Source organism: Bradyrhizobium sp. Rc3b (assembly GCF_900114915.1).
Classification (GTDB): Bacteria; Pseudomonadota; Alphaproteobacteria; order Rhizobiales; family Xanthobacteraceae; genus Bradyrhizobium.
The window spans coordinates 129,052-152,733 of record NZ_FOUS01000004.1 but is presented as its reverse complement, the minus strand read 5'-3'; the positions used below and the strand labels follow the sequence as shown (position 1 = coordinate 152,733).

At 64.8% G+C, this 23,682-nt stretch carries 20 protein-coding genes; 3 read left to right on the top strand and 17 right to left on the bottom strand.

The genetic code is table 11. The features are described 5' to 3' along the window. The first annotated feature begins 11 nt into the window (after positions 1-11). Entirely contained in the window at positions 12-1,343 is a 1,332-nt protein-coding gene (locus BM190_RS10725; protein ID WP_018321372.1) for an MFS transporter, read from the top strand. A 199-nt stretch (positions 1,344-1,542) separates the two neighbouring features. Here the strand turns inward: BM190_RS10725 and BM190_RS10720 are convergent, their stop codons facing one another. From BM190_RS10720 to BM190_RS10710, 3 genes are read right to left on the bottom strand one after another with little or no spacing between them, the layout of a single operon-like run. Then, entirely contained in the window at positions 1,543-1,956 is a 414-nt protein-coding gene (locus BM190_RS10720) for a Rieske (2Fe-2S) protein (protein WP_018321371.1), read from the bottom strand. Continuing rightward, positions 1,956-3,065 (bottom strand): amidohydrolase family protein, encoded by a 1,110-nt coding sequence (locus BM190_RS10715; RefSeq protein ID WP_092254221.1) that lies wholly within the window; start codon positions 3,063-3,065, stop codon positions 1,956-1,958. The genes BM190_RS10720 and BM190_RS10715 overlap by 1 nt, the downstream gene beginning before the upstream one ends. Positions 3,066-3,090: 25 nt before the next feature. Continuing rightward, on the bottom strand, positions 3,091-4,149 hold the full coding sequence (locus tag BM190_RS10710; protein WP_092254219.1) for an amidohydrolase family protein: 1,059 nt from the start codon (positions 4,147-4,149) through the stop codon (positions 3,091-3,093). Between the two features lie 145 nt (positions 4,150-4,294). On the opposite strand from BM190_RS10710, the gene BM190_RS10705 reads away from it, so the two are divergent. Continuing rightward, positions 4,295-4,777, top strand: a complete 483-nt coding sequence (locus BM190_RS10705; RefSeq protein WP_092254217.1) for a CinA family protein — start codon at positions 4,295-4,297, stop codon at positions 4,775-4,777. A gap of 161 nt (positions 4,778-4,938) precedes the next feature. On the opposite strand, the gene BM190_RS10700 is transcribed toward BM190_RS10705, so the two are convergent. The 13 genes from BM190_RS10700 to BM190_RS10640 form a co-directional block, all read right to left on the bottom strand. Then, entirely contained in the window at positions 4,939-5,214 is a 276-nt protein-coding gene (locus tag BM190_RS10700; protein ID WP_020508771.1) for a DUF1488 family protein, read from the bottom strand. 133 nt (positions 5,215-5,347) lie between these two features. Next, positions 5,348-5,962, bottom strand: a complete 615-nt coding sequence (locus BM190_RS10695) for a tetratricopeptide repeat protein (RefSeq protein WP_092254213.1) — start codon at positions 5,960-5,962, stop codon at positions 5,348-5,350. Positions 5,963-6,080: 118 nt separating this feature from the next. Then, positions 6,081-7,550, bottom strand: a complete 1,470-nt coding sequence (locus BM190_RS10690) for an AMP nucleosidase (RefSeq protein WP_092254211.1) — start codon at positions 7,548-7,550, stop codon at positions 6,081-6,083. A 247-nt stretch (positions 7,551-7,797) separates the two neighbouring features. Continuing rightward, the gene (locus tag BM190_RS10685; protein WP_018321364.1) at positions 7,798-9,132 is read right to left on the bottom strand and encodes an HlyD family type I secretion periplasmic adaptor subunit; all 1,335 of its coding nucleotides are present in this window, start codon (positions 9,130-9,132) and stop codon (positions 7,798-7,800) included. Beyond that, a complete protein-coding gene (locus BM190_RS10680; RefSeq protein ID WP_092254209.1) occupies positions 9,129-10,877 on the bottom strand; it encodes a type I secretion system permease/ATPase in 1,749 nt (582 codons plus the stop codon). Before BM190_RS10680 ends, BM190_RS10685 begins: the two co-directional genes overlap by 4 nt. 262 nt (positions 10,878-11,139) lie before the next feature. Next, positions 11,140-11,409 (bottom strand): GlsB/YeaQ/YmgE family stress response membrane protein, encoded by a 270-nt coding sequence (locus tag BM190_RS10675; RefSeq protein WP_018321362.1) that lies wholly within the window; start codon positions 11,407-11,409, stop codon positions 11,140-11,142. A gap of 216 nt (positions 11,410-11,625) precedes the next feature. After that, positions 11,626-12,603 (bottom strand): ABC transporter ATP-binding protein, encoded by a 978-nt coding sequence (locus BM190_RS10670; RefSeq protein ID WP_018321361.1) that lies wholly within the window; start codon positions 12,601-12,603, stop codon positions 11,626-11,628. Beyond that, a complete protein-coding gene (locus BM190_RS10665) occupies positions 12,600-14,015 on the bottom strand; it encodes an amidase (RefSeq protein WP_092254207.1) in 1,416 nt (471 codons plus the stop codon). The genes BM190_RS10670 and BM190_RS10665 overlap by 4 nt, the downstream gene beginning before the upstream one ends. Beyond that, positions 14,012-14,209: a hypothetical protein gene (locus BM190_RS10660; RefSeq protein WP_018321359.1), complete on the bottom strand. Its 198-nt coding sequence runs from the start codon at positions 14,207-14,209 to the stop codon at positions 14,012-14,014. Before BM190_RS10660 ends, BM190_RS10665 begins: the two co-directional genes overlap by 4 nt. Continuing rightward, a complete protein-coding gene (locus tag BM190_RS10655) occupies positions 14,206-15,267 on the bottom strand; it encodes an ABC transporter ATP-binding protein (RefSeq protein WP_177237025.1) in 1,062 nt (353 codons plus the stop codon). Before BM190_RS10655 ends, BM190_RS10660 begins: the two co-directional genes overlap by 4 nt. Before the next feature lie 3 nt (positions 15,268-15,270). Then, positions 15,271-16,173 (bottom strand): ABC transporter permease, encoded by a 903-nt coding sequence (locus BM190_RS10650; RefSeq protein WP_092254205.1) that lies wholly within the window; start codon positions 16,171-16,173, stop codon positions 15,271-15,273. A gap of 229 nt (positions 16,174-16,402) precedes the next feature. Beyond that, positions 16,403-17,356, bottom strand: coding sequence for an ABC transporter permease (locus tag BM190_RS10645; protein WP_092254203.1), 954 nt, complete (start codon positions 17,354-17,356; stop codon positions 16,403-16,405). Positions 17,357-17,603: 247 nt separating this feature from the next. Continuing rightward, on the bottom strand, positions 17,604-19,265 hold the full coding sequence (locus BM190_RS10640) for an ABC transporter substrate-binding protein (protein WP_092254201.1): 1,662 nt from the start codon (positions 19,263-19,265) through the stop codon (positions 17,604-17,606). 199 nt (positions 19,266-19,464) lie between these two features. Here BM190_RS10640 and BM190_RS10635 point away from each other — a divergent pair, with 199 nt between their 5' ends. Beyond that, complete coding sequence (locus tag BM190_RS10635; protein ID WP_177237024.1) at positions 19,465-21,060, top strand: ABC transporter substrate-binding protein; 1,596 nt, start codon at positions 19,465-19,467, stop codon at positions 21,058-21,060. Positions 21,061-21,374: 314 nt separating this feature from the next. Here the strand turns inward: BM190_RS10635 and BM190_RS10630 are convergent, their stop codons facing one another. Further along, entirely contained in the window at positions 21,375-23,606 is a 2,232-nt protein-coding gene (locus BM190_RS10630; RefSeq protein ID WP_092254197.1) for a CHASE2 domain-containing protein, read from the bottom strand. Positions 23,607-23,682 lie beyond the last annotated feature (76 nt).

Here is a 23,682-nt window from a genome sequence, read left to right as displayed (position 1 = left end):
GGAGCAACGCCATGGCTGGACCAGCCGCATCGACCAATCCACCCGCGATCAAATCGCGCATCGGCGCCATCCTGCGCGCCACGTCAGGCAATTTTCTCGAGCAGTTCGACTTCTTCCTGTTCGGCTTCTATGCCGCCGCGATCGGCAAGGCGTTCTTCCCCTCCTCTGATGAGACCGCATCGCTGCTCAACACCTTCGGCGTGTTCTGGCTCGGCGCGTTGATGCGGCCGGTCGGCGCGATCGTGCTCGGCGCTTACATCGACCGCATCGGCCGCCGCCAGGGCCTGATCGTCACGCTCGCCATCATGGCCTTCGGCACCGTCGTCATCGCATTCTGCCCGAGCTATGCGACCATCGGCATCGCCGCGCCCATCATCGTGCTGGTCGGACGTCTGCTGCAGGGCTTCTCCGCCGGCGTCGAGCTCGGCGGCGTGTCGGTCTATCTCTCGGAGATCTCCACCCCGGGCAATCGCGGTTTCTACACCTCCTTCCAGTCGTCGAGCCAGCAGGTCGCGATCTTCGTCGCCTCGATCCTCGGCTACATCCTTTCGGAGGTGATGCCGGCCGACACCGTCGCCGCCTGGGGCTGGCGCATTCCCTTCTTCGTGGGCTGCCTGATCATCCCCCTGATCTTTGTCCTGCGGCGGACGCTGGAGGAGACGCCGGCCTTCCTCGCCATGAAAAAGCATCCGACGGCCAGCGAGGTGTTCGCCTCCGCGCTCGCCAACTGGCGCATCGTCATCCTCGGCATGATGATCGCGATCCTGACCACGACGACGTTCTACTTCGTCACCGTCTACACGCCGACCTTCGGCAAGACCGTGCTGAAGCTGTCGACGCAGGACGCGTTGCTGGTCACGTTGCTCGTCGCCGTGACCAACTTCTTCTGGAACCCGGTCGGCGGCGCGCTGTCCGACCGGATCGGCCGCAAGCCGGTGCTGATCGCGATCGCCTGCATGTCGCTCGTCACCGCCTACCCGGCGCTGCACTGGCTGGTGACGGCCCCGAGCTTCGGCAAGCTGCTCGCGGTCGAGATGATGTTCTCGTTCTATTTCGGCGTCTACAGTGGCACCATGCTCGGCGCGCTGGTCGAGATCGTGCCGGCGCATGTGCGCACCACCTGCTTCTCGCTCGCCTTCGCGCTCGCCGCCGCCCTGTTCGGCACCTTCACGCCGTTCGCCTCGACCTTGCTGATCGAGCATACCGGCGACAAGGCCTCGCCCGGCTTCTGGCTGATGCTCGCTGCACTGCTCGGCATCATCGCGGCCTCGACGGTGTACCGCGGCGGCGGCAAGGCGGTGCCGACATATGATGCGGTGGCCGAGCCTGTGGCGGGGCGTTGATGGTCGCTTCGATCATCGCCGCCTCTTACCCTCCCCTGGAGGGGGAGGGTCGGCTCACATTGAGCGCAGCGATAATGTGAGACGGGGTGGGGTGAAGGTCCCTCCGCATCGAACGCTGCCCCTGGGGAGAGATCACCCCACCCCGCTCGCGCTCCGCGCGATCGACCCTCCCCCTCCAGGGGAGGGTAAAGAGATGGGGCTACAGCTCCACCACCACGTAATCGCTCTCGACTTTCACCGGGATCGTCTCGGCCACATATGGCCCCTTCACCACGCTCGCGCCCGGCTCGACATGGGCCGGATAGGCCTTCACGCGGAAGCGGCGGGGATCGCAATAGGACTGGCCGGTGCGGATGTCGAACTCCCAGCCGTGCCAGGGGCAGCGGATGATCTCCCCGAGCCTGGTGTATTCGATCTCGCCGGGCTCCTTCGACTGCGCAAGACCGATCAGCGGGCCCTCGCACAGCGCCGCGCCCTGATGCGGGCAACGGTTCATCAGGCCGAAATATTCACCCTTGATGTTGAAGACCGCAATCGGCCGCCCGTCGATCTCCAGAAATTTTCGCGTCCCCGGCGGCAGTTCATCGACCGGCGCGATCACATGCCGCGCCATCAACCAATCCCGTACAGCGCGCACGCATTGCCGAGATAGAACGCCTCGCGATTGGCCTCGCTGACGCCTGGAGGCAAGACGCGGGAGGGCTCGTCATAGTCCCAATGCGGATAGTCGGTGGCGAACAACAGGCGATCCCAGCCGATCCAGTTGATGACATCGAACAGATCCTCGCGGCTTTCAGGATCCTCCATCGGCTGCGTCGTCCACCATACCTGCTCGCGGATATATTCCGACGGCGGCCGCTTTACATGCGGCACCTCGCTGCGCAGGCGCTGCCAGGTCTTGTCGAGCCGCCAGGCCAGCGACGGCGCCCAGCCGAAGCCAGCCTCGATCATCACCATCTTCAGTTTCGGGAAGCGCTCGAACACCCCCTCCAGCACGAGACTCGCCAGCGCCGATTGCTGGCATTGCGAGTGCCCCACCATCTCCTCGATGTAATAGGACGGCCAGCCGGACGGCGTAATCGGATTGCCGCCGAAGCCGAAGGCGTGGACGCCGACGGGAAGGCCGGCTTCCTCCGCGGCCTGGTAGATCGGCCAGTAACGGCGCTGGCCGAGCGGCTCGACATTGCGGCTGAGCAGCAGCACCTGCACGAAGTTCTTGTCGCCGGCGCGCTCGCGGATTTCGGCGGCGGCCGACAGCCCGTCCTCATTGCCGACGACGATCGAGGCCTTGAGCCGCTTGTCCTTGCTGGTCCATTTGTCGATCTGCCAGTCGTTGATCGCCGAACACAAAGCGGCTGAGAGTTCGTGATTGCGGATGCCCTGCCCGGTGTTGAGCGGATTGAGCACGCCCAGCTGCACGTTGTTGGGATCGAGCAGCTGCTTCTGCATGAAGGACAGCGAGGAGCCCTGCGGGCCGCCTTCGGGCGGATAGGCATCGCGGCGCGAGGCGTTGGGCTGGGCCTTCGGATAGGGCGGGCCTTCCATCATGCCCTGATAGGCATGGACGCCGTAGACTTCGAGATGATGCTGCCAACGTTTGGCGAGATAGGGATAAAGCTCGGTGCGGGTGGCGCGTGCCGGATGGATGTCGCAGTCCGCGATCGCGGTTTTGACGGTCAGTGGGGAAGCGGCTTCTTGGCTCTCGCGGAATTGGATATTCATCGCCTTGCCTCCTTTGGCAGCGGGCTCATTTCAGGCGGGGATAGGTCGCATGTGGATTTTCGATCATGATCTTGCGCACGAGATCGGGGGTGAGACCTTCGGGCAGCGCGTCCTGGCCGTCGAACTGCCAGTGCGGATAGTCCGTGGAGAATAGGACCAATTCGTCGGACTGCATATGATCAAACAGGCGAATTAATGTCGCCTCGTCCGGCGGCGCATCAAATGGCTGTAAGGAGAAACGGATGTTGCTGCGCACAATATCCAGCGGCGCGCGGTCGACCCAAGGCGTCTCCATCCGCACGCCGCGCCAGAACTTGTGCAGGCGCCAGAGATAGGGAGAGATCCAGGAGACGCCGGATTCCAGCATCACCATTTTCAGGCGCGGATATTTGGCGAACACGCCCTCGACGATCAGACTGGTGAGCTGGGTCTGGAACGCCTGGGCCTGCCCCACATAATCCTCGATGTGGTAGGAACCCCATCCCACGGCGGTCGGCGGATTGTGATAGGCGGAACCCGCGTGAATGCCGACGGGTAGTTCCAGCCGTTCCGCGGCTTCATAGATCGGCCACAGCGCGCGCTTGCCGAGCGGCGTGTCGCCCATCACCAGCATCAGCACCTGGACGAAGCGCTTGTCCTGCGCGCAGCGCTCGATTTCTGCCACGGCCTTCTCGACGCTTTGCGTCGGGATCACGATCGAGCCGCGCAGCCTCTTGTCGCGATCGAGCCACTCGTGCGCCAACCAGTCGTTCAGCGCACGGCAGAAGGCGGCCTGCAAATCTTCCGAAAACACCATCTGCACGCCGTAGAGCGGATTGCAGATGGCATGTTCGAGCTTAAAAGCATCGAACACATGGCGCTGCATGTCCTCCAGGCTTTCGCCGGGTTTTCCGCTTTCGGGGCGCCAGTCTGGCCGCGCCGTAATCGGTGAACTCTGAGGATAGGATTGCGAGATAAGGTCGACCATGCCGCGCGTCGTCACCTGATCGCGCCAATAGTCGTTCAGGTACGGCAGCAGGCTGGTCAGATGCGGCACGGCCGGATGCACGTCGCAATCCACCCCGCCGGCGATCAGGGACGCCATGACGTCTCCCTTCTCACGTTCCCTCGCATGTCTCTTCTTGTACCCGCCATTCAAGCAGGCCTGCCCGTCGCCCGCAACTCAGCCAAGCGTCCTGTCATATGCTAGGAAGGCTGAGCTCGGTTGCGAAGGAATGAGGGGTTGCGGAATGAAAGAGCTCGTCGGCATTGCGGAACAGGTCGCAGCCAAACTGATCGTGCGCAAACAGACCATTGCTGTCGCGGAATCTTCGACCGGCGGCCTAATCGCGGCCAGCCTGCTCGCGGTGCCCGGCGCGTCCGCCTATTTCCTCGGCGGCGCGGTCGTCTACACCCGCGATGCCCGGCGCGTGCTGATGGATATTTCGGACGAGGGCATGAAGGGCTTTCGCTCCTCGTCGGAGCCCTACGCGCAACTGCTGGCGAAGCAGATGCGAACGCGCTTTGGCAGCGACTGGGGCCTGTCCGAGACCGGTGCAGCCGGCCCCACCGGCAACCGCTACGGCGACGCCGCCGGCCATAGCTGCATGGCGGTGAGCGGACCTGTGGCGGAGGTCATGACGCTGGAGACCGGCAACAACGACCGGCTCGGCAACATGCAAATGTTCGCGGCGACGGCGCTGAGGCTGTTGTTGAGGAAATTGGAGCGGTGAGCTGCTTCTCGAATGAGTAAGAATAGTCTCGCCGCAAATACCGCTGTCATGCCCCGCGGAAGCGGGGCATCCAGTACGCCGCGGCCCATCGATTTAATCACAACTGTCTCGGAGTACTGGATCGCCCGCCTGCGCGGGCGATGACACCGGAGTATGTGGCATCACCGCCCCAAATGCCTCATGAAGATCCGCACCACATATCCCTGGAATCGCGGTGCTTCGTCGTAGAGATCTGACGCGATCCGCTCGATGGTCTCGCGCAACGACAAGAACTGCGCCTGCCGCGCGCTGCTTTCGGTGCCCTGCATGCCCGCGAGCTCGTCCATCGCGGCGTCGCTGATCTGGCACTGCACGACCTCGTCGCCGCTCAGCATGGTGAAGCGAAAGGCCAGCCGTTCGAGGTCATGGCCGATGATCTTGTCGCGCGTCAGCGGCATCCAATTGTCCCGTTCGCGCCCCCGAACGGGACAATGCTGAAAATCTGACGCCTTGTCACTATCCGCGCCGAAGGACGTGGCGGTCATCCGACGCCCATCAGCAGCGGCTCGACGAACCGGCTGCTCTCCAGCTTCAGTAGACGAGCGCCGTGCCGGTCGGCCTGTCGAGCGCCGCGGCCAGCGACCGATACTCCTCGCAACCGGTCCCGCAGATGGAGGCAATCCGGCTCAAATGATAAAGCGCCTGCTCGCGATTGCCCCGCTCGAGCTGCCACAGCCCGTAATATTGCCACGTCAGCACGTGGTTCGGATCGGCCTTCAATGCGCGCTCATACCAGACCTGCGATTGCTCGTAGTCGCCGAGCTTGCGATAGGAGTAGCCGATGAGGTTGGCGACATTCGGATGATCGTCATGCCCGAGCGACTTCAATTGCGCGATCGCGGCCGCGTAGTCGTTGCGCCCGTAGATCGTGTCATAGGCCACGCGGTAGCCGGCCGCGAATGCGGGATCGCCGATGCTGGACTGATTGTTCGGCTTCTTGCCTTTCTGGGTTGCCTTGGCGCCCGGGCGCTTCGGATAGGTCGGCTGCGACTTCTGATCCGAATAAGCGCCGGCGTACGGATCCGTGGAACTGGCGCCGCCCCCGCCTCCGCCACCGCCGCCTCCGCCCGCGGCAAATGCCGGCGAGCACAATAGGGCTGCCGCGAACGTACCCAACACGACGCGCCTGATCATCGCTGCGCTCATGTCTGCCTCCTGTGTTTCAAGCGGCCCCGGACCAATTGATAACCCTGCCTCGGCGGCAATATTCCGGGACGCTGCGCTCATGGAGGCGTCAGCATGCGTACGACAGTTCCAGTGTCCTTTACTGGAAGGCCACCTCGGCAAAGCTGCGCAGCTTTCGCGAATGCAGCCGCTCCGATTCCTGCTGCTTGAGCCGTTCCAGCGCCTTCAGGCCGATCTCGAGATGCTGGCCGACGCGGCGGCGGTAGAATTCGCTGGCCATGCCCGCGAGCTTGATCTCGCCGTGCAGCGGCTTGTCGGAGACGCAGAGCAGCGTGCCGTAGGGAACGCGGAAGCGATAGCCGTTGGCGGCGATCGCGGCCGATTCCATGTCGAGCGCGACCGCGCGCGACTGCGACATGCGTCGGATCACCTCAGGCCCGGAGATCTCCCAATTGCGGTTGTCGACGCTCGCCACCGTCCCCGTGCGCATCAGGCGCTTGAGCTCGAAACCTTCGAGGCCGGTAACGTCCTCAACCGCCTCTTCCAGCGCGACCTGCATCTCGGCCAGCGCCGGGATCGGGACCCATAGCGGCAATTCGCGATCGAGCACATGGTCCTCGCGCACATAGCCGTGCGCGAGCACGTAATCGCCGAGCCGCTGCGTGTTGCGCAGGCCCGCGCAATGGCCGAGCATCAGCCAGGCATGCGGGCGCAGCACCGCGACATGGTCGGTGACGTTGCGTGCGTTGGACGGACCAGTGCCGATGTTGATCAGCGTGATGCCGCGGTAGTCCGGCATGACCAGGTGGAAGGCCGGCATCTGCGGCATGCGCGCGGGCGCAACGCCACCGGTTGCGCCGCCGCTGCGCGTGATGACATTGCCCGGCGCGACAAAGGCTTCAAGGCCGGCCTCGCCGGACTGGAGCCGCTGCTGACAGAGCTGCGCGAAGGCGTCGACATAGAACTGATAGTTGGTGAAAATAACAAAATTCTGGAAATGTTCGGGGTCAGTGCCGGTGTAGTGATAGAGCCGGCGCAGCGAGTAATCGACGCGGGCAGCACGGAACAGCGACAGCGGCTCGGGCGCGCCGGGCCGAAGCTCGAAGGTGCCGTCGGCAATCGAATCGTCCATGGTGGCGAGATCGGGCACGTCGAAGGCGTCGCGCAGCGATCGCGCGACAGGGGAATTCTCGCTCGTGGTGATCGCAGCTTCGATGTTGATGTCGCGGCGATAGGCGAAGTGGATCGGGATCGGCTCGGCGGACTCGCCGATCTCGACGGGCACGCCGTGATTCTGGATCAGGAGGCCGATCTGCTCGATAAGGTAGCTCCGGAACAAATCCGGCCGCGTCACGCTGGTTTCATGCACGCCGGGCCCGGCGACGAAGCCGTAGGCGAGACGCGAATCCAGCCGCGCATGCGTCGCGGTGGTGAGGCGGACGAAGGGATAATAGGCGCGCACCCGCGTCGTGATCGCTTCGCCGCCGACATAGGCCTCGAACCGGTCGCGCAGGAACTTGGTGTTGCGCTCATAGATCTCTTCGAGCCGCGCGACGGCGAGGGAGGCGTCGGAGAAGGATTCGGTGGCGATGGAGGATGGGGATTGCATTGTTCGACCGCCGGGTTGCTGGGGCTTTGAGTCGAACTATAGCAAAGAAGGCGGTGCCGTAGGGTGGGCAAAGCGACTTGTCCGCCGTAGCTCGAAGAGCGAAGGCGGAAGCGTGCCCACCAACTTGTTCGTGGGAAAGATGGTGGGCACGGCGCGTTGCGCCTTTGCCCACCCTACGAGACCGCGTGTGCCGCACGAGATCCCGGATGCGCGCTAAGCGCGCTCCGGGATGACGCGCTTTCGCGTGTCACTTTTCCCGGAACGCCCGCATCAGCTGGTCGTGCAGCGGCTTCATCAGATAGGACAGCATGGTGCGGTCGCCGGTCTGGACGAAGGCTTCCACCGGCATGCCCGGGATCATCTTGACCTCGCCGAGACGGGCGATCTCCTCGGCCGGCATCGAGACGCGGATGGTGTAGTAGCTCTGTCCGGTGCGCTGGTCGGTGGTGACGTCGGGTGAGACACGGCTGACGAGGCCGTTGAGCTCCGGCGTGGTGCGTTGATTGAAGGCGGAGAGGCGCAGCAGCGTCTTCTGGCCGATCTGGAGCTTGTCGATGTCGACCGGATTGACCTTGGCCTCGACCTGGAGATCGTCGGCTTGCGGCACGATCAGCATGAGCGCGTCGCCGGCGGTGATGACGCCGCCGACCGTGTGCACCGTGGATTGCAGCACCATGCCGTCCTGCGGCGCGCGGATGTCGATGCGGCGAAGCTGGTCTTCGGCGGCGACCTTGCGCTCGATCAGCTCGCCGATCTTGTCGTTGGTCTCGCGCAGATCCTTGGAGACCTCGCTCACAACGTCCTTGTCGACCTGGATGATCTGCAGCTCGGTCTCGGTGATCTTGCCCTTGGCCTGGGCGCGCGAAGCGATGTATTGCGCGCGTTCGCCGTTGAGACGGGCCGAGTCGCGTTCGAGCTGGGTCAGGCGCGATATCTGCACCAGACGCTTGTCGTAGAGCTCGCGCACGCCGGTGAGCTCGTTCTGCACCAGCGCGATCTCCTGATCCTTGGCCTTCTCCTGGGCGCTGAGGCCCGCGATCTCCTCGTTGAGCTGCGTAATGCGCTCGCGAAGCTGGGCCTTCTGTCCGGTGCGGCCGTTGACGCGGACGTCGAAAAGCTTGGTTTCGGCGGAGAGCAGCAGCTTGACGTCGGGATCGCTGGCACGCTCGAGCAGGGATGGCGGAAATTCGATCCTGTCGACCCCGCGCTGCTCCGCCTGCAAGCGCGCGGCACGTGCCTGCGCGGCGTCGAGATTCTTGGTGACGATGGCAAGGTTGGCCTTGGTGACGGTGTCGTCGAGCCGCACCACGATGTCGCCGGCCTTGACCAGGTCGCCGTCGCGGGCGCGCACCTCGCCGACCACGCCGCCGGTCGGATGCTGCACCTTCTTGACGTTGGATTCGACCACGATCTGGCCCGGCGCGATCAGCGCACCCGAGATCAGCACGGTCGAGGCCCAGCCGCCGAGACCGACGACAAGGACCAGCACGATCACGAAGCCGAGGATCAGGTGAAACTTGATGGATTCGCGTACGGTCTTGTTCGCGGCCGGCTTCGGGCCGCCGATGGCCATCGTGCTCATGGCTTGGCAACTCCGCCTTCGCTGACGATCTTGATCGGGGCCGGCGGCGTCACACGCGGCTGCAGAACCTGGGCGAGCACCTGCTCCTTGGGTCCGAACGCCTGCATGCGGCCGTCGCGCAGCACCAGGACCTGGTCGACCGCCTCGACGCCGATCGGGCGGTGCGCGACCACGACGACGATAGCGCCGCGCTCGCGGGCGGCGCGGACGGCGCGGGTCAACGCCTCGTCGCCTTCGGTGTCGAGGTTGGAGTTGGGCTCGTCGAGCACGATCAGGAAGGGGTTGCCATAGAGTGCGCGCGCCAGCGCCACGCGCTGCGCCTGGCCGGCGGAAAGCGCCGTGCCCTGCTCGCCGACTTGCGTGTTGTAGCCCTCGCGCATCTTGATGATCATCTCGTGCACGCCGGCCTCTTTCGCCGCCGCGATGATGCCCTCGGACGTCGCCTCGGGATCGAACCGGCTGATGTTCTGGGCGATGGTGCCGCCGAACAATTCGACGTCCTGCGGCAGATAGCCGATGTGCCGGCCGAGCATGTCGGACGACCATTGATCGAGCGCCGCGCCGTCGAGCCTCACCTTGCCGCGTACCGGCTGCCAGACCCCGACCAGCGCGCGGATCAGCGACGATTTGCCGGAGCCGCTCGGGCCGATCACGCCGAGGCCGTTGCCCGCGGCGAGCGCGAAGGTGATGTCCTGCACGATGAGGCGCTGGTCGCCGGGGGGCACCATGGCGACGCCTTCGACCGAGAGCCGGCTCGTGGGCGCCTGCAGCTGGGTCGGCATCGTCTGCGCCGGCATCTGCTCCAGCAGGCGCGTGAGGCGGTGCCAGCTCTGGCGCGCCGCGACGAAGGATTTCCAGTGCGCAATGGCGAGATCGACCGGCGCGAGCGCGCGGGCGGACAGAATCGAGCCGGCAATGATGATGCCGGCGGTCGCCTCCTGGTGGATGACGAGATAGGCGCCGACCGCCAGCACGGCCGATTGCAGCATCATGCGCAGCACCTTTGCGACCGCGCCGAGACCGCCGGCGACGTCGCTCGCGCGCTGATTGCCGGCGAGGTATTTTTCGTTGGCCTCGCTCCAGCGCTCGTTCATCCGGCCGGCCATGCCCATCGCCACCATGACTTCGGCGTTGCGGCGGCTGGCCTGGGCGAGATCGTTGCGCTGGGCGGCAAGCCCCATCGCCTCGCGCGCCGGCTGGCGGGACATGAACTCGGTGACCAGCGTCAGCCCGACCAGGATAATGGCGCCGGCCAGGGCGGTGACGCCGATCATGACGTGGAAGGCGAAGCAGATGGCGAGATAGAGCGGCAGCCAGGGCAGGTCGAAGAACGCGCTCGGGCCCATGCCGCCGAGGAAGGAGCGGACGTTGTCGAGATCGCGCAGCGGCTGCAGGCCCTCGTTGCGGCTGCCGACCAGCAGCGGCAGGCGCACGATGGTGTCGAACACGCGCTTGTTGAGGGCTTCATCGAGCGCGGTGCCGATCCGCCCCAGGATCCGGTTGCGGATCATGTCGAGCACACCCTGCGCCATGTAGAGGAAGCTGGCGAGGATGATCAGGCCGACCAGGGTCGGGACGCTGCGGCTCGGCAGCACCCGGTCGTACACCTCCAGCATGAAGATCGACCCGGTCAGATAGAGCAGGTTGATCATGCAGCTCATCAAGCCGACGCCGATGAACGCCGTGCGACAAGCGCGCAAGGCGTCACCGAGTTCTGAACGGCGGACGCCAGGACCGGCTGCCATCAGTCTGATCTCTTTCAGGTGGGGGCCAAGGCCCCTGATTTCACGGGCAATTCAGGGTACTCGCCCCGGATTAACATCATGTTCGCGCTGCGTCCAACGCAGCCGGGTTCATCCAAAATCCTGATAGCCCACATCTACCCCTGATGGCCCCGCACGCAAGTCCGGTAATTCACAGTCTTTGCGGCTTTTTGGTGCAGTGGCCGCCGCCGCCTCCCCAGTCCTGGAGAGGCGGCTAGTTCCGATCGATCGAACCGGGCGGTTACTAGAACCGGCCGCCGCCCCGCACCAGCCGCACCACCAGCAGCAGGATGACCGCGCCGATGGCGGAATAGACGATCTCCGAGACCAGGCCTGTGCCGAGGCGAATGCCGAGCTTCGGAAACAGGAAGCTCGCCACCAGCGCGCCGGCGATGCCGACCACGATGTCGCCGATGATCCCGAACCCCGTTCCGCGCACCACCTTGCCGGCGAGCCAGCCGGCCACCAGGCCGACGAACAGGATGACGAGCAGGCCTTCGTTGGAAATGTACATAAGTCTGGTCCCTCTCCATGAACGGCCGCATGGAACGGGAACCGGGATGAATGGGGTGTGAATGCTAGCCGCTTCACCCGCTCCGGCAAAAAGTCGAAAACAACCCCATGCAAAGTAGAACGGCTCTTGCCTGCGGTCCCCGGTGAACTGTGACAACTAGGTGTTGCCATGGAGGAATTTCAAAGGAAGGAGCGCTGCTGCAGCGCCGCTCGAATATTATGACAGCGCCGCCGCCTGCTCCGCCAGCACACATCGCGCCGCCCGGCCCGGCCCGACCGGCACATTGGCAGGCAATTGCTCCAGGCAACGGGGCTGCGCCACGGCGCAGCGCGGGGCGAAGGAGCAGTTGTGGGGTTTCTCGGCCAGCGAGGGCGGCGTGCCGGGGATGGTTTCGAGCCGGGCGCCACGCTTGGCGCCGTGAATCGTCGAGGCGAGCAGGCCCTTGGCATAGGGATGCACCGGGCTGCGGACGATGTCGCGAAGCGTGCCCTGCTCCACGATCTGGCCGGCATACATCACCGCGACACGGTCGCAGATCTCGATGGCGACGCCGATATCGTGGGTGACGAAGATGACGGACATGCCGAACTCGCGCTGCAGCTCGCGCAGCAAGAGCAGGATCTGGATCTGCACGGTGGCATCGAGCGCGGTGGTCGGCTCGTCCGCGAGCAGGATTTTTGGCCGGCAGGCGAGCGCCAGCGCGATCATGGCACGCTGACGCATGCCGCCGGACATCTCGTGCGGATAGGCGTCGAGCCGGCGTTTTGCGGAGGGAATGCGCACAACCTCGAGCATTTCGAGTGCGCGTGCCCTGCCCTCAGCGTAGCTTTTGCCCTCGTGGCGCACGACGCTTTCGGCGATCTGCGCACCGATGGTGTAGACCGGATCCAGCGCCAATGCCGGCTCCTGGAAGATCATCGACACGGTCTGGCCGCGGAAGGACGACAGCTCCTCGTCGTTCATGGCGAGCACGTCGCGGCCCATGACGTTGACGGCGCCGGAAATCTGCGTGCGCTTCTTCGGCAACAGCCGCATCAGCGCACGCAGGGTCACGCTCTTGCCCGAACCGGACTCGCCGAGCAGGCCCAACACCTCGCTGTTACCCAGCGAGAGACTGAGATCGTTCACGGCATAGACCGTGCGCTCCCCGGTGAAGCGGATGTTGAGGCCTGAAATCTCGACGAGCTTTGTCATGACGGCAGTTTCGGCAATCGATCGTGATAGTCGGTGACGCGCTGGAAGGCGGCGCCGATGGTGAGCAGGGTCGCTTCGTCGAAGGAGCGGCCGATCAGCTGCATGCCGACCGGCAGGCCGCTCTTCGTGAAGCCTGAGGGCACGGTAAGCGACGGCAGGCCGAGGAAGTTGACCGGGCGGGTGAACAGCGTCAGCCGCTGCACCATGGCCGGTGCGTTCGGCCCGCCGCCGACATCGCTCTCTTCGATCGTCGGCGCCGGCACGGGCGACGCCGGTGCGACCACCGCATCGACGCCTGCAGTGGCCGCATGGTGCGCAGCGAGCGCGGGGCCGCGCCAACGCATCGCCTCGAGATAGGTGATGGCGGGAACGGCGAGACCGTTCTGCAGCCGCATCAGGACCTGCGGGCCATAATCCTGCGGACGCTCGATCATCCAGCGCTTGTGGAATGCCGCAGCTTCTGCGGCGAGCACGAGCTGGCTCGCCGAGGACAATTGGCGCTGGTCCGGCAGCTCAACCGTGACGATGTCGGCGCCCTCGCGCTTGAGCACGGCGATAGTCTCGTCCAGCACGCGCGCGACCTCGCTATCGAGATCGTCGACATAGAACGAGCTGGGCACGCCGATCTTCAGGCCCTTCAGCGAGCCCTTGGTCGCGCCGACATAGTCCGACAGCGGCTCGTGGCTGCAGGTGGAGTCCGCAGGGTCCGCGCCGGCCATCAGCGCCAGCAGCAGCGCACAATCCTCGGCGGTGCGGGCGAGAGGGCCGACGGTGTCGAGCGACTGCGATAGCGGCATCGCGCCGGCCCGGCTGACGCGACCGACCGTGGTCTTCAATCCCGTGACGCCGCAGAAATGCGCGGGCATGCGGATCGAGCCGCCGGTGTCGGAGCCGAGCGCCGCATAGGTCAGCCGCGCGGCCACCGCCGAGCCGGAGCCCGACGACGAGCCGCCGGTGATGTGCGCGACGTTCCAGGGATTGCGCACCGGACCGTAATGGGCGTTATGCCCGGTCGGGCCATAGGCGAATTCGGCCAGATGCAGCGTGCCGAGGCGGACCTGGCCGGCGTCCTTCAACCGCTGCAACGCCGTGGAGGTCACGGTCGGTACGAAATCGCGGCGGATCAGCGAGCCGCAGGTCGCGACGTGGCCGGCATCGTAATACATGTCCTTGTGCGCGAGCGGCACGCCATGCAGGGGACCACGGACATTGCCCTTGGCGAGCTCGGAATCGGCGGCCTCCGCCGCTTTCAATGCAGCCTCGGCCTCGATCGACATGAAGGCGTTGAGATGCGGCTGCCACTGCGCGACGCGCTGCAGCAGCGCGCGCGTCACCTCTTGCGAGGACAGCTGCTTCATCGCGATCGCGCGCGCGACCTCGGTGAGCGTCATCAATGCGGGCTCAGCGCTCATTTCGACACCTTCTGCGTCTGCGCAATCGGATAGAGCGCGGGCTCGAGGTCGAACGGCAGCGTGCCGGCAATGGCTGCGAAGCCTTCGAAGGCAGGCCCGATGGAATTGGAGATACGCGTCGCGATCTCGTCGTCCACGGGGACGCCGGCGATTTGCGCGATGGGCTTGATCTCTTTCGGTGTCGGTCTCGTCATGCGGTCTTCTCCCTGGGCGCGCGGCTATGGCCTGAACCCGGAATCGCCATGTAGCACGCGGTCTCGTGGCCCATATTATCGAGCGCGGTGAGCTTTGGTGTCGCATTTGCGCAGAGCGGCTCCGCAAACGGGCAACGGGTGTGGAAGCGGCAGCCCGGGGGCGGGTCGATCGGATTGGGCGGATCGCCGGTGATCGGCGGCTGCTCGGTGCGCCGGTCGGGGTCGGACGACGGCATCGCCGCAAGGAGCGCGCGCGTGTAGGGATGCGCAGGACTGTCCCAGACCTGGTCGACCGGGCCGAGCTCGACGACTTCGCCGAGATACATCACCAGCACGCGATCCGAGATGTAGCGCACGACGTTGAGGTCGTGGCTGATGAACAGATAGGTGAGGCCGAACTCGTGCTTGAGATCGGCAAGCAGGTTGAGCACCTGCGCCTCGACCGATTTGTCGAGCGCGGAGACCGCTTCGTCCAAAATCACAAGTCGCGGCGACAGCGCCAGCGCGCGTGCGATATTCACGCGCTGGCGCTGGCCGCCGGAGATCTCGTGCGGATAGCGGTTGGCGAAGTTCTCCGGGCGCAAGCCCACCTTGCCGAGCAGCTCGCGCGCCAATGCGCGTGCCGCGCCATCGGCCATGCCGTGCACCTTCGGGCCGAAGGTGATCGATTCCTCGATCGTCAGGCGCGGGTTGAGAGAAGCGTACGAGTCCTGGAACACCATCTGCATGCCGCGGCGCAATTCACGCAGCGACAGCGACTGACCGACGGTCATGCCGTCATAGATGATGTCGCCGGTGTCGCGCGGCATCAGATGCATCAGCAGGCGCGCGGTGGTGGACTTGCCGCAGCCGGATTCACCGACGATGCCGACGGTCTCGCCCTTGGCAACGGCGAAGGAGACGTTGTCAACGGCGCGCACGGTGCGTTTGGCGGCGAACAGGCCGCCGCGTACAGGGAAGTGCTTGGTCAGCCCGTTGACCTGCAGCAGCGGCTGCGCGACGCCGCCGCGGTCTTCGACCGGCTCCAACATTTCGACGGATGTGTTGGTTTCGCTCATGGCCTAGTTCCTGATGTCCATGGCGCTGCGCAGGCCGTCCGAGAGCAGGTTGAAGCAGATCGAGACCGCGAAGATCATAGCGCCCGGCAATGCGGCGACCCAGGGATTGACGTAGATCGCGGTGCGTAATGTGTTGAGCATCAGGCCCCATTCCGGCTCCGGCGGTTTTGTGCCGAGACCGAGGAAGGAGAGACCGGCGGCGAGGATCATCGAGACCGAGATCAGGCTGGTGGCATAGACGAAGATCGCGCCAAGCACGTTGCCGAGGATGTGCACGCGCATGATGGTGATGGGTCCGGCGCCCGAGGCACGCGCGGCCTCGACGAAGTCCATGTTGCGCACGCCTGTGGTGACGCTTTCGGCGACGCGGGTGATCTGCGGCACGAACACGACGGTCAACGACACGATGGAATTGAGGATGCCGGCCCCCAGCGCGCCGGAGATCGCAATCGCCAGCAGCACCGAAGGAAAGGCGTAGAACACGTCGATCGTGCGCATGATCGCGGTGTTGAGCCTGCCGCCGACATAGCCGGCGACGAGGCCGAGCGAGGTGCCGATGCAGAAGGCAAGGATCACGGGCAGAATGCCGATGACCAGCGACAGCCGCCCGCCATAGATCAGCCGCGCCAGCATGTCGCGGCCGAGCTCGTCGGTGCCGAGCGGGTAGCTAACGGTGCCGATGTGGCGCAGGCGGCGGATCATGGAGCCCTTGTAGGGATCTTCCAGACCCAGCCAGGGCGCGAGGATCGCCGACAGGAAGATCAGCAGCAACACCAGCGCGCAGGCCATGCTGACCTTGTCGCGCCGGATGCGGCGGCCGACGGTCGCCCAATAACCCCGCGCCTTGGTCGCGGGCGCGGCCTGCAGCGCGGCATCGGCGGTGGCGGACAACGGAAGCTCGCTCATTGGCTGGCTCCCAGTCGTTGGTACGATCGATGCGAGCCAAGGAGGTGGTGCACCTCTCCCGCTTGCGGGAGAGGTCGGCGCTCCGGGCGATGCGAAGCATCGTCCCGCGCGCCGGGTGAGGGTTCTCTCCTCTTGGGGGTCCTCGATTGCGGAGACACCCCCACCCCGCCCCTCCCCCGCAAGCGGGAGAGGAGGAGCACCTTTTGCGTGGCGACAGCTGAACTCATTATCAGCCCCGCTTGATGCGCGGATCGATCGCGGCTTGCGCGATGTCGACCATGAGATTGAGGAAGACGAAGAACAGCGCCAGGATCAGGATCGTGCCCTGCAGCAGCGGCAGATCGCGCTGGAAGATCGCCGAGTTGAGCAGGAAGCCCGAGCCCGGCCAGGAGAACACGGTCTCGATCAGAATCGAGCCGCCGAGCATGTAACCCAATTGCAGCCCCATTACCGCGAGCGCGGTGGGCGCGGCGTTCTTGATGACGTGGCGGAACACGCCGCGCTCGTGCAGACCTTTGGCGCGCAAGGCCTCGACGAAATCCTGGCTCAGGATGTCGCCGGTCAGCGCGCGCACGGTGCGGGTGACGATGCCCATGGGAATTACCGATGTCGTGATCGCGGGCAGCACGAGGTATTGCAGGTGTGCCCAGTCCCAGGCCCAGGTGGCGGAGCCGCCGGGCCCGGCGCCGACCGCGGGCAGCCAGTTCAGCTGCACCGAGAAGATGATGACCATCACCATGCCGAGCCAGTAGTGCGGCACGGAGACGCCCGCAATGGCAAAGGACGTCGCGACCTTGTCGATCCAGGTCTCGCGGAAGTAGCCGGCGATCAGGCCGAGCAGGATGCCCATGGTGAAGCCGATGATGGCGGCGGCAATCGCCAGCGTGACGGTATTGCTGACGGCGCGCATGACTTCGGCGAGCACGGGGCGCCCCGTCGCGATGGAATTGCCGAGATCGCCGTGCAGCGCGCGCATCAGCCACAAGCCGAACTGCACCGGCAGCGGGCGATCAAAACCATAGGCGGAACGGAGCTGCGCGGCGAGCTCCTGCGAGGCATCGGCCGGCAGCACCGCGACCAGCGGATCACCCGGCGTGATGTGCACGAGCAGAAAACACACCAGCGCGACGCTGATGACGATCGGAACGACGTAGACGATGCGTCTGGCGATATAGGCGAGCACGTTTGGTTCTTTCTTCCTTCTCCCCTTGTGGGAGAAGGTGGCATAGGCCGCCTCCGGCGGCCGTTTTTAAGTCGACGCCGAAGCGAAGCTTCGGCTACGGCGCCGGATGAGGGGTTCTACCCGCGGATACAGCGTTATCGGATGAGGGAAAGGGCCACTCGCGGAGAGAGATCCCTCACCCGGCTTCGCTGTCGCGAAGCCACCCTTTCCCACAAGGGGAGAGGGTGCACTGTTCGTGTGGTGCGAACTACTTCATCGACACCAGCGAGAAGTCGATGAACCAGCTCTTCGGCTGCACGACGCCGGTCACCTTCGGGCTCATCGCGCGGGGGCCGACGTCGTGGGCGACGTACAGGAAGGCGGCATCGTCGACGGAGGCCGCGTGCAGCTCGGCGAGCGCGGCGTCACGCGCGGCGGGATCGAAGGTCTGGCGGGCCTTCTTCACCAGCTCGTCGAACTTGGGATTGTTGATGAAACCCCAATTGTTCGAGACCGGCGGCGCCATGCCCGATTGCAGGAAGCGCACCAGCGCGAAGAACGGATCCATCGCCGCATAGGTCACGTTGGTCGCGTGCGAACCGTTGGCCGACGGATCCTTGGCGCCGCGGCGCCAGTTGGTGAACAGCGTATTCCATTCGATGACGTCGAGCTGCACATCGAAATAGCATTCGGCAAGGGCCTGCTGGAGATACTCGTTCATCGGCAAGGGCTGCATCTGGCCCGAACCCGAGGCGGAGGTCTGCGTCTTCACCGTCAGCTTCTTGTTGGGGCCGAAGCCGGCCTCCTGCATCAGCTTTTGTGCAGCCGCCTTGTCATACTTGATCTCGAAGCTCGGCTTGCCGCGCCAGGGATGGCCGGGCTCGAAGGTGCCGGTCGCCGGCACCATCAGGCCGGCGAGCAGGCCGTCCTTGAGGCCTTCGCGATCGACGCAAAGGTTGGCGGCCTTGCGCACGCGGATGTCGTTCCAGGGCGACCCCTCGACGCGGGAGAACTGCCACGGCCAGACATGCGGCTGCTCGTTGGCGTAGAGCTTGAAGCCGCGCTGCTTCAGCTCGGGCAGCGCGTCCGGAGCCGGCGCCTCGACCCAGTCGACCTGCCCGGAGAGCAGCGCCGCGGTGCGTGCGTTGGCCTCCGGCATCGGCAGCAGCACCATCTTGTCGACCTTGGGCACGCGCGCCTTGTCCCAATAGCTCGCGTTCTTCACGAGCTCGAGCCGCTCGCGCGGCGTGAAGCTCGCCATTTTCCACGGGCCGGTGCCTGCGGCGTCCTTGGCGAAGGCTGTCCACGCCGCCTGCGATTTGGCCTTGGCGTCGGCGCCTTCGGCCTTGTCGTAGAAATGCTGCCACTTCGCCGGGCTCGCCATGAAGAGATTGGTCAGGTTGATCGGCAGGAAGCTGTCGGGCTCCTTGGTGGTGAGCTCGACGGTCATGTCGTCGATCTTCTTCGCAGAGGCCAGCGTCGGCATGCGCGAGGCCGTGACGCCGACCTGGCTGGCGTCGAATTGCGGCGCGTCCTGCTTCAGCACCTTCTCGACGTTCCACACCACCGCATCCGCATTGAACGGGGAGCCATCATGGAAGGTCACGCCAGGGCGCAGCTTGAAAACCCACTTGGTCTTGTCGGCATCGTCGACCTTCCACTCGGTGGCAAGGCCGGGAATCACCACGCTCGCCTTCTCCGCGGAGGACAGGTCCCAGCCGGTCAGCGCGTCGTACATGGTGAGGCCGGTGAAGCGGTTGCCTTCGAAACCCTGATCCGGCTGGCCCAACGTGCGCGGAATATCGGCAGCGGTCATGCCGATGCGCAGCACGGTTTCGGCACTGGCCTCACGCGGCCATGCGGCCGCCGTCGTTAGAGCGAGCACCGCGATCAATGCCGCGCGCGTGTTCTTCTTCTTCTTAGTAAGCATCGCCTCAATCCTTTTCCGGCTTCGATGACTATTTTTGATGCAATCGTATGCAATGGCTATGCCAAAGAGAAACTTATTCTGCGATTTGGCCCTGCGACGACAAGTCCTTGTAGGCCGCAGGCGGGTGCACGCGCCGCGCTGCCTATTCTGGCATCAAGATTGCAAGTTCGGTCCCGAAATCCCCTGGGAGCTTTGGGCCATGCGTGTTCGTCTATCGATTTGTCTCGCCGTGCTTGCGCTGGCGTTGTCCGCAATCTCGGCGCGCGCCGAAACGGTGGTGCGCTACGGCATCTCGATGGCCGACATTCCGCTCACCACGGGTCAGCCCGATCGCGGCGCCGGCGCCTATCAGTTCACGGCTTACACGATCTACGATCCCTTGGTCGCCTGGGAGATGGATGTCGCCGACCGGCCTGGCAAGCTGGTGCCGGGGCTCGCCACCGAGTGGAAGGTGGATGATGCAGACAAGACCAAATGGCGCTTCACGCTTCGCAAGGGCGTCAAGTTTCACGACGGCAGCGAGTTCAACGCCGACGCCGTGATCTGGAATCTGGACAAGGTGCTCAACGACAAGGCGCCGCAATTCGACAAACGGCAGAGCGCGCAGGTGAAGACCCGCCTTCCCTCCGTTGCAAGCTACGCCAAGGTCGACGATTTCACCGTGGAGATCACCACGAAGACGGTCGACTCCTTCTTCCCCTATCAGATGCTGTGGTTTCTGGTGTCGAGCCCTGCGCAGTACGACAAGCTCGGCAAGGATTGGGACAAGTTCGCCAGCCAGCCCTCCGGCACCGGCCCGTTCAAGCTGACCAAGCTGGTGCCGCGCGAGCTCGCAGAACTCAGCAAGAACCCGGACTACTGGAATAAGAAGCGCATCCCGAAGGCCGACAAGATCGTGCTGGTGCCGATGCCGGAAGCACTGACCCGCACCAACGCGCTGCTTGCGGGACAGGTCGATCTGATCGAGACGCCGGCGCCGGATGCCGTGCCGCAACTGAAAGCGGCCGGCATGAAGCTCGTCGACAACGTCACACCGCATGTCTGGAATTATCATCTCAGCGTGCTGCCGGGCTCGCCCTGGACCGACATCCGCCTGCGCAAGGCGCTGAACCTCGCGATCGACCGTGACGCCGTGGTCGGGCTGATGAATGGCCTTGCCAAGCCTGCCAAGGGCCAGGTCGACCCGTCGAGCCCGTGGTTCGGCAAGCCGGGCTTCGAGCTGAAATACGATCTGGCTGCAGCGAAGAAGCTGGTCGAGGAGGCCGGCTACTCCAAGGCCAAGCCACTGAAGGCCACCTTCATCATCGCGCAAGGAGGCACCGGCCAGATGCTGTCGCTGCCGATGAACGAATTCCTGCAGCAGAGTTTTAAAGAGATCGGCATCGACATCGACTTCAAGGTGGTCGAGCTCGAGACGCTCTACACGCACTGGCGCAAGGGCGCGGCCGACGAGATCAATGCCGGCATCACCGCCAACAACATCGCCTACGTCACGTCAGACCCGCTTTACGCTATCGTTCGCTTCTTCCATTCGGGCCAGATCGCGCCGGTCGGCGTCAACTGGGGCGGCTACAAGAATCCGGAGGTGGATGCTCTGATAGACGAGGCCAAGCAGACGTTCGACAGCGCCAAGCAGGACGAGCTGCTGGCGCAGGCGCACGCGCTGATCGTGGACGACGCCGCGCTGGTCTGGGTCGTGCACGATACCAACCCGCACGCGCTGTCGCCGAAGATCAAGCAGTTCGTGCAGGCCCAGCACTGGTTTCAGGATCTGACGACCATCGGGATGGAGTGAGGGGAACACAGGTGTCGCAGGGTGGGCAAAGCGTAGCGTGCCCACCATTTCTCCATTTGCCAGCAAGATCCTGGGCACGGCGCTGCGCGCCTTTGTCCACCCTACGAGAGTTTTTGCTTCGGGCACACCGCCGCGTCCAACACGGCTGTCGTCCCGGGCAAGCGCAGCGCAGACTCGGGACCCATAACCACAGGGAGTAGTTTGTCGACGACTCGGAGTTGCCGGTTCGCGCCGTAACCGCTCCCCGTGGCTATGGGTCCCTGCGTTCGCAGGGACGACACCATCGTTGAGGCCCCAGCGGAGCCCCGCACCCACTACTTCGTCAGCAGCGCATAGGCCCCGGTCCAGCCTTCCGGCGGCGGGTTGAGCTGGAAATCCTTGATCCTCGCCTCGTAGAGCCTGAACAGCTTCTCCAGCGTATCGGCGTCTTCGCTGTGACGGCCGCGTTCGATCGCATCGAGTGCGCCCTGCCAGTCGCGGCCGCGGTAGCAGCCGAGCATCTCGATGGTGATGTTGCGCAGGCGCTGGAAGGCGCCGGAATGCATGACGTCCTCGCGCCCGGCGATGGCGTAGATCACCTCCGGCTCGGTCTTGCCCTTGACCATGATGAAGTCGAGCTCGAGGATCGCGAACCTGTCCTTGGCGGCGAGCGCGGTGCGAGAGCCGACGATGATGGGAAAGCCGTATTCCTTGGTTTGCCCTTCGAGGCGCGATGCCAGGTTCACGCTGTCGCCGAGCACCGAGTAGTTCTTCTTCAGGTCGGAGCCCATGTTGCCGACCACGCCGATGCCGGTGTTGAGGCCGATGCCGACATTGAGCGGGATGTAGACGCGGCCGCCCTCGGCGGCTTCCTGCTCGCGCTCCTTGTTGACCGTGTCGATCTGCTCCAGCATCTGGATCGCGGCCTCACAGGCGTTGATCTGGTGCTCGGCATCGTCGAGTGGCGCGTTCCAGAACGCCATGATGGCGTCGCCCATATATTTGTCGATGTAGCCCTTCCGCTCGATGATGACGTCGGTCAGCGGCGTCAGGAAGCGGTTCATCAGCTCGATGAGCCCTTGTGGATCGTGCTTGTAGCTCTCCGAGATCGTCGTGAAGCCGCGCACATCGGAGAACATGATCGTCATCTCGCGCTCCTCGCCGCCGAGCACGAGCTTCTCCGGCGATTGCACGAGTTGCTCGACCAGCACCGGCGACATGTATTGCGCAAATTGCCCGCGAATCTGCACGCGCTGCCGCTGTTCGCGCACGAAGCTCGCAAAGATCAGCGTCAGGTAGACTGCGGTGGTCGACAGCAACGGGTAGGTGAAGTCGATGAGATAGCGGTATTGTGCGTAGAAGAACCAGGATACGCCGACCAGGATCGCGGCGAAGGCCCCACCCGCAAGCACCAGGCGCACCGGTCCGAGATTCGGCGTGAATATGATCACCAGCAGGCCGATGATGAGCGCGGCGAGCAGCTCGACGCCGAGTGCGTAATTTGGCTGCGAGATCGCCGCGCCGCTCAGCACGCTCTCCAGCACCTGGGCGTGGATCTCCACGCCCGGCATGGTCGAGGATACCGGCGTGGTCTTGATGTCGTTGAGCCCGGCCGCGGAGGTCCCGACTAGTACCAGCTTGCCGGCGAATTTGCTCGGCGACGCGCTGTTGTCGAGCACGTCGGCCGCGGAGACGTAGATCGAGGGATCCCGGCGGGCGTAGTGCACCCAGAACTGGCCGTTCTTGTCAGTGGGGATCTCGACGCCCTTGAGGCGCACGGCCCGCACGCCGGTCTTGTCGGTCCTGACCAGCAGCGTCGGCGTGCCCGTGACGACCCGCAGGATCTCGAGGCTGAGCGAGGGCATGATGTTGCCCTGGGCGCGCATGATCATCGGCACGCGGCGGATGAACCCGTCCCGCTCTTTCCTGATCGAAAACAGGCCGCGGCCGGCAGCAACCCTCTCGATGATCGGCACGTTGCGCAGCAAGCCTGGAAATTCGAACAGGAAGCGTTCGGCGCCCTCCTCGCCGACGGTCGCCACCCCCGTGAGCGGAAGTGATTTATCAAGCTCGGTCAAAACCTCGGGAAGCCCCGTCTCGCCCAGCACCACGCGCGAGCGCTTGATCGCATCGGAGAGAATCTGGTCGTTGCTCGGTAGCTCGCGCAGCTTGGCGCGGGTGGCATCGTCCAGATAGCGCATGTGGCTCGCGACCAGGTCCGGGTTGAGCCGGTCGGGTTCCGAGAACACGACGTCGAAGCCGATCGCCACCGCGCCATTGTTGGTGAGGTTCTGGATCAGGTCGGCGATGCGCGTGCGCGGCCACGGCCATTGTCCGAGCCTGGCGAGGCTCTTGTCGTCGATGTCGACGATGGTAACCGGCCGCGCCGTCTTATGGCGAGGATCGATCAGCTGGAACATGTCGAAGGTGCGCAGCCGCAATTCCTGGATCGGCGGCGGGTCCCACAGCCGCGCGCCGGCGAACACGACCAGCAGCGCAAGGCACATCAGCCGCGCAAAGCCGAACTTTCGCGCAAACCACCGTCGCAGGATCTTGAGACGTTTCATGCTGGTGGAATATCACGCTTTGACGACGAGCGGCAGCTCCGACCTGGTGTGCCAACGATCGGCTTCGCCCAGGGGT

Coding starts and splice junctions, on each gene's coding strand:
- BM190_RS10700 (WP_020508771.1), bottom strand. CDS start 5,214: ATGCCGCTGACGCGCGACAAGATCATCGGCCATGACCTCGAACGGCTG.
- BM190_RS10690 (WP_092254211.1), bottom strand. CDS start 7,550: ATGCAATCCCCATCCTCCATCGCCACCGAATCCTTCTCCGACGCCTCC.
- BM190_RS10650 (WP_092254205.1), bottom strand. CDS start 16,173: ATGAGCGAGCTTCCGTTGTCCGCCACCGCCGATGCCGCGCTGCAGGCC.
- BM190_RS10655 (WP_177237025.1), bottom strand. CDS start 15,267: ATGAGCGAAACCAACACATCCGTCGAAATGTTGGAGCCGGTCGAAGAC.
- BM190_RS10710 (WP_092254219.1), bottom strand. CDS start 4,149: ATGGCGTCCCTGATCGCCGGCGGGGTGGATTGCGACGTGCATCCGGCC.
- BM190_RS10705 (WP_092254217.1), top strand. CDS start 4,295: ATGAAAGAGCTCGTCGGCATTGCGGAACAGGTCGCAGCCAAACTGATC.
- BM190_RS10715 (WP_092254221.1), bottom strand. CDS start 3,065: ATGAATATCCAATTCCGCGAGAGCCAAGAAGCCGCTTCCCCACTGACC.
- BM190_RS10660 (WP_018321359.1), bottom strand. CDS start 14,209: ATGACGAGACCGACACCGAAAGAGATCAAGCCCATCGCGCAAATCGCC.
- BM190_RS10720 (WP_018321371.1), bottom strand. CDS start 1,956: ATGGCGCGGCATGTGATCGCGCCGGTCGATGAACTGCCGCCGGGGACG.
- BM190_RS10640 (WP_092254201.1), bottom strand. CDS start 19,265: ATGCTTACTAAGAAGAAGAAGAACACGCGCGCGGCATTGATCGCGGTG.
- BM190_RS10665 (WP_092254207.1), bottom strand. CDS start 14,015: ATGAGCGCTGAGCCCGCATTGATGACGCTCACCGAGGTCGCGCGCGCG.
- BM190_RS10675 (WP_018321362.1), bottom strand. CDS start 11,409: ATGTACATTTCCAACGAAGGCCTGCTCGTCATCCTGTTCGTCGGCCTG.
- BM190_RS10635 (WP_177237024.1), top strand. CDS start 19,465: ATGCGTGTTCGTCTATCGATTTGTCTCGCCGTGCTTGCGCTGGCGTTG.
- BM190_RS10630 (WP_092254197.1), bottom strand. CDS start 23,606: ATGAAACGTCTCAAGATCCTGCGACGGTGGTTTGCGCGAAAGTTCGGC.
- BM190_RS10725 (WP_018321372.1), top strand. CDS start 12: ATGGCTGGACCAGCCGCATCGACCAATCCACCCGCGATCAAATCGCGC.
- BM190_RS10670 (WP_018321361.1), bottom strand. CDS start 12,603: ATGACAAAGCTCGTCGAGATTTCAGGCCTCAACATCCGCTTCACCGGG.
- BM190_RS10680 (WP_092254209.1), bottom strand. CDS start 10,877: ATGGCAGCCGGTCCTGGCGTCCGCCGTTCAGAACTCGGTGACGCCTTG.
- BM190_RS10695 (WP_092254213.1), bottom strand. CDS start 5,962: ATGAGCGCAGCGATGATCAGGCGCGTCGTGTTGGGTACGTTCGCGGCA.
- BM190_RS10685 (WP_018321364.1), bottom strand. CDS start 9,132: ATGAGCACGATGGCCATCGGCGGCCCGAAGCCGGCCGCGAACAAGACC.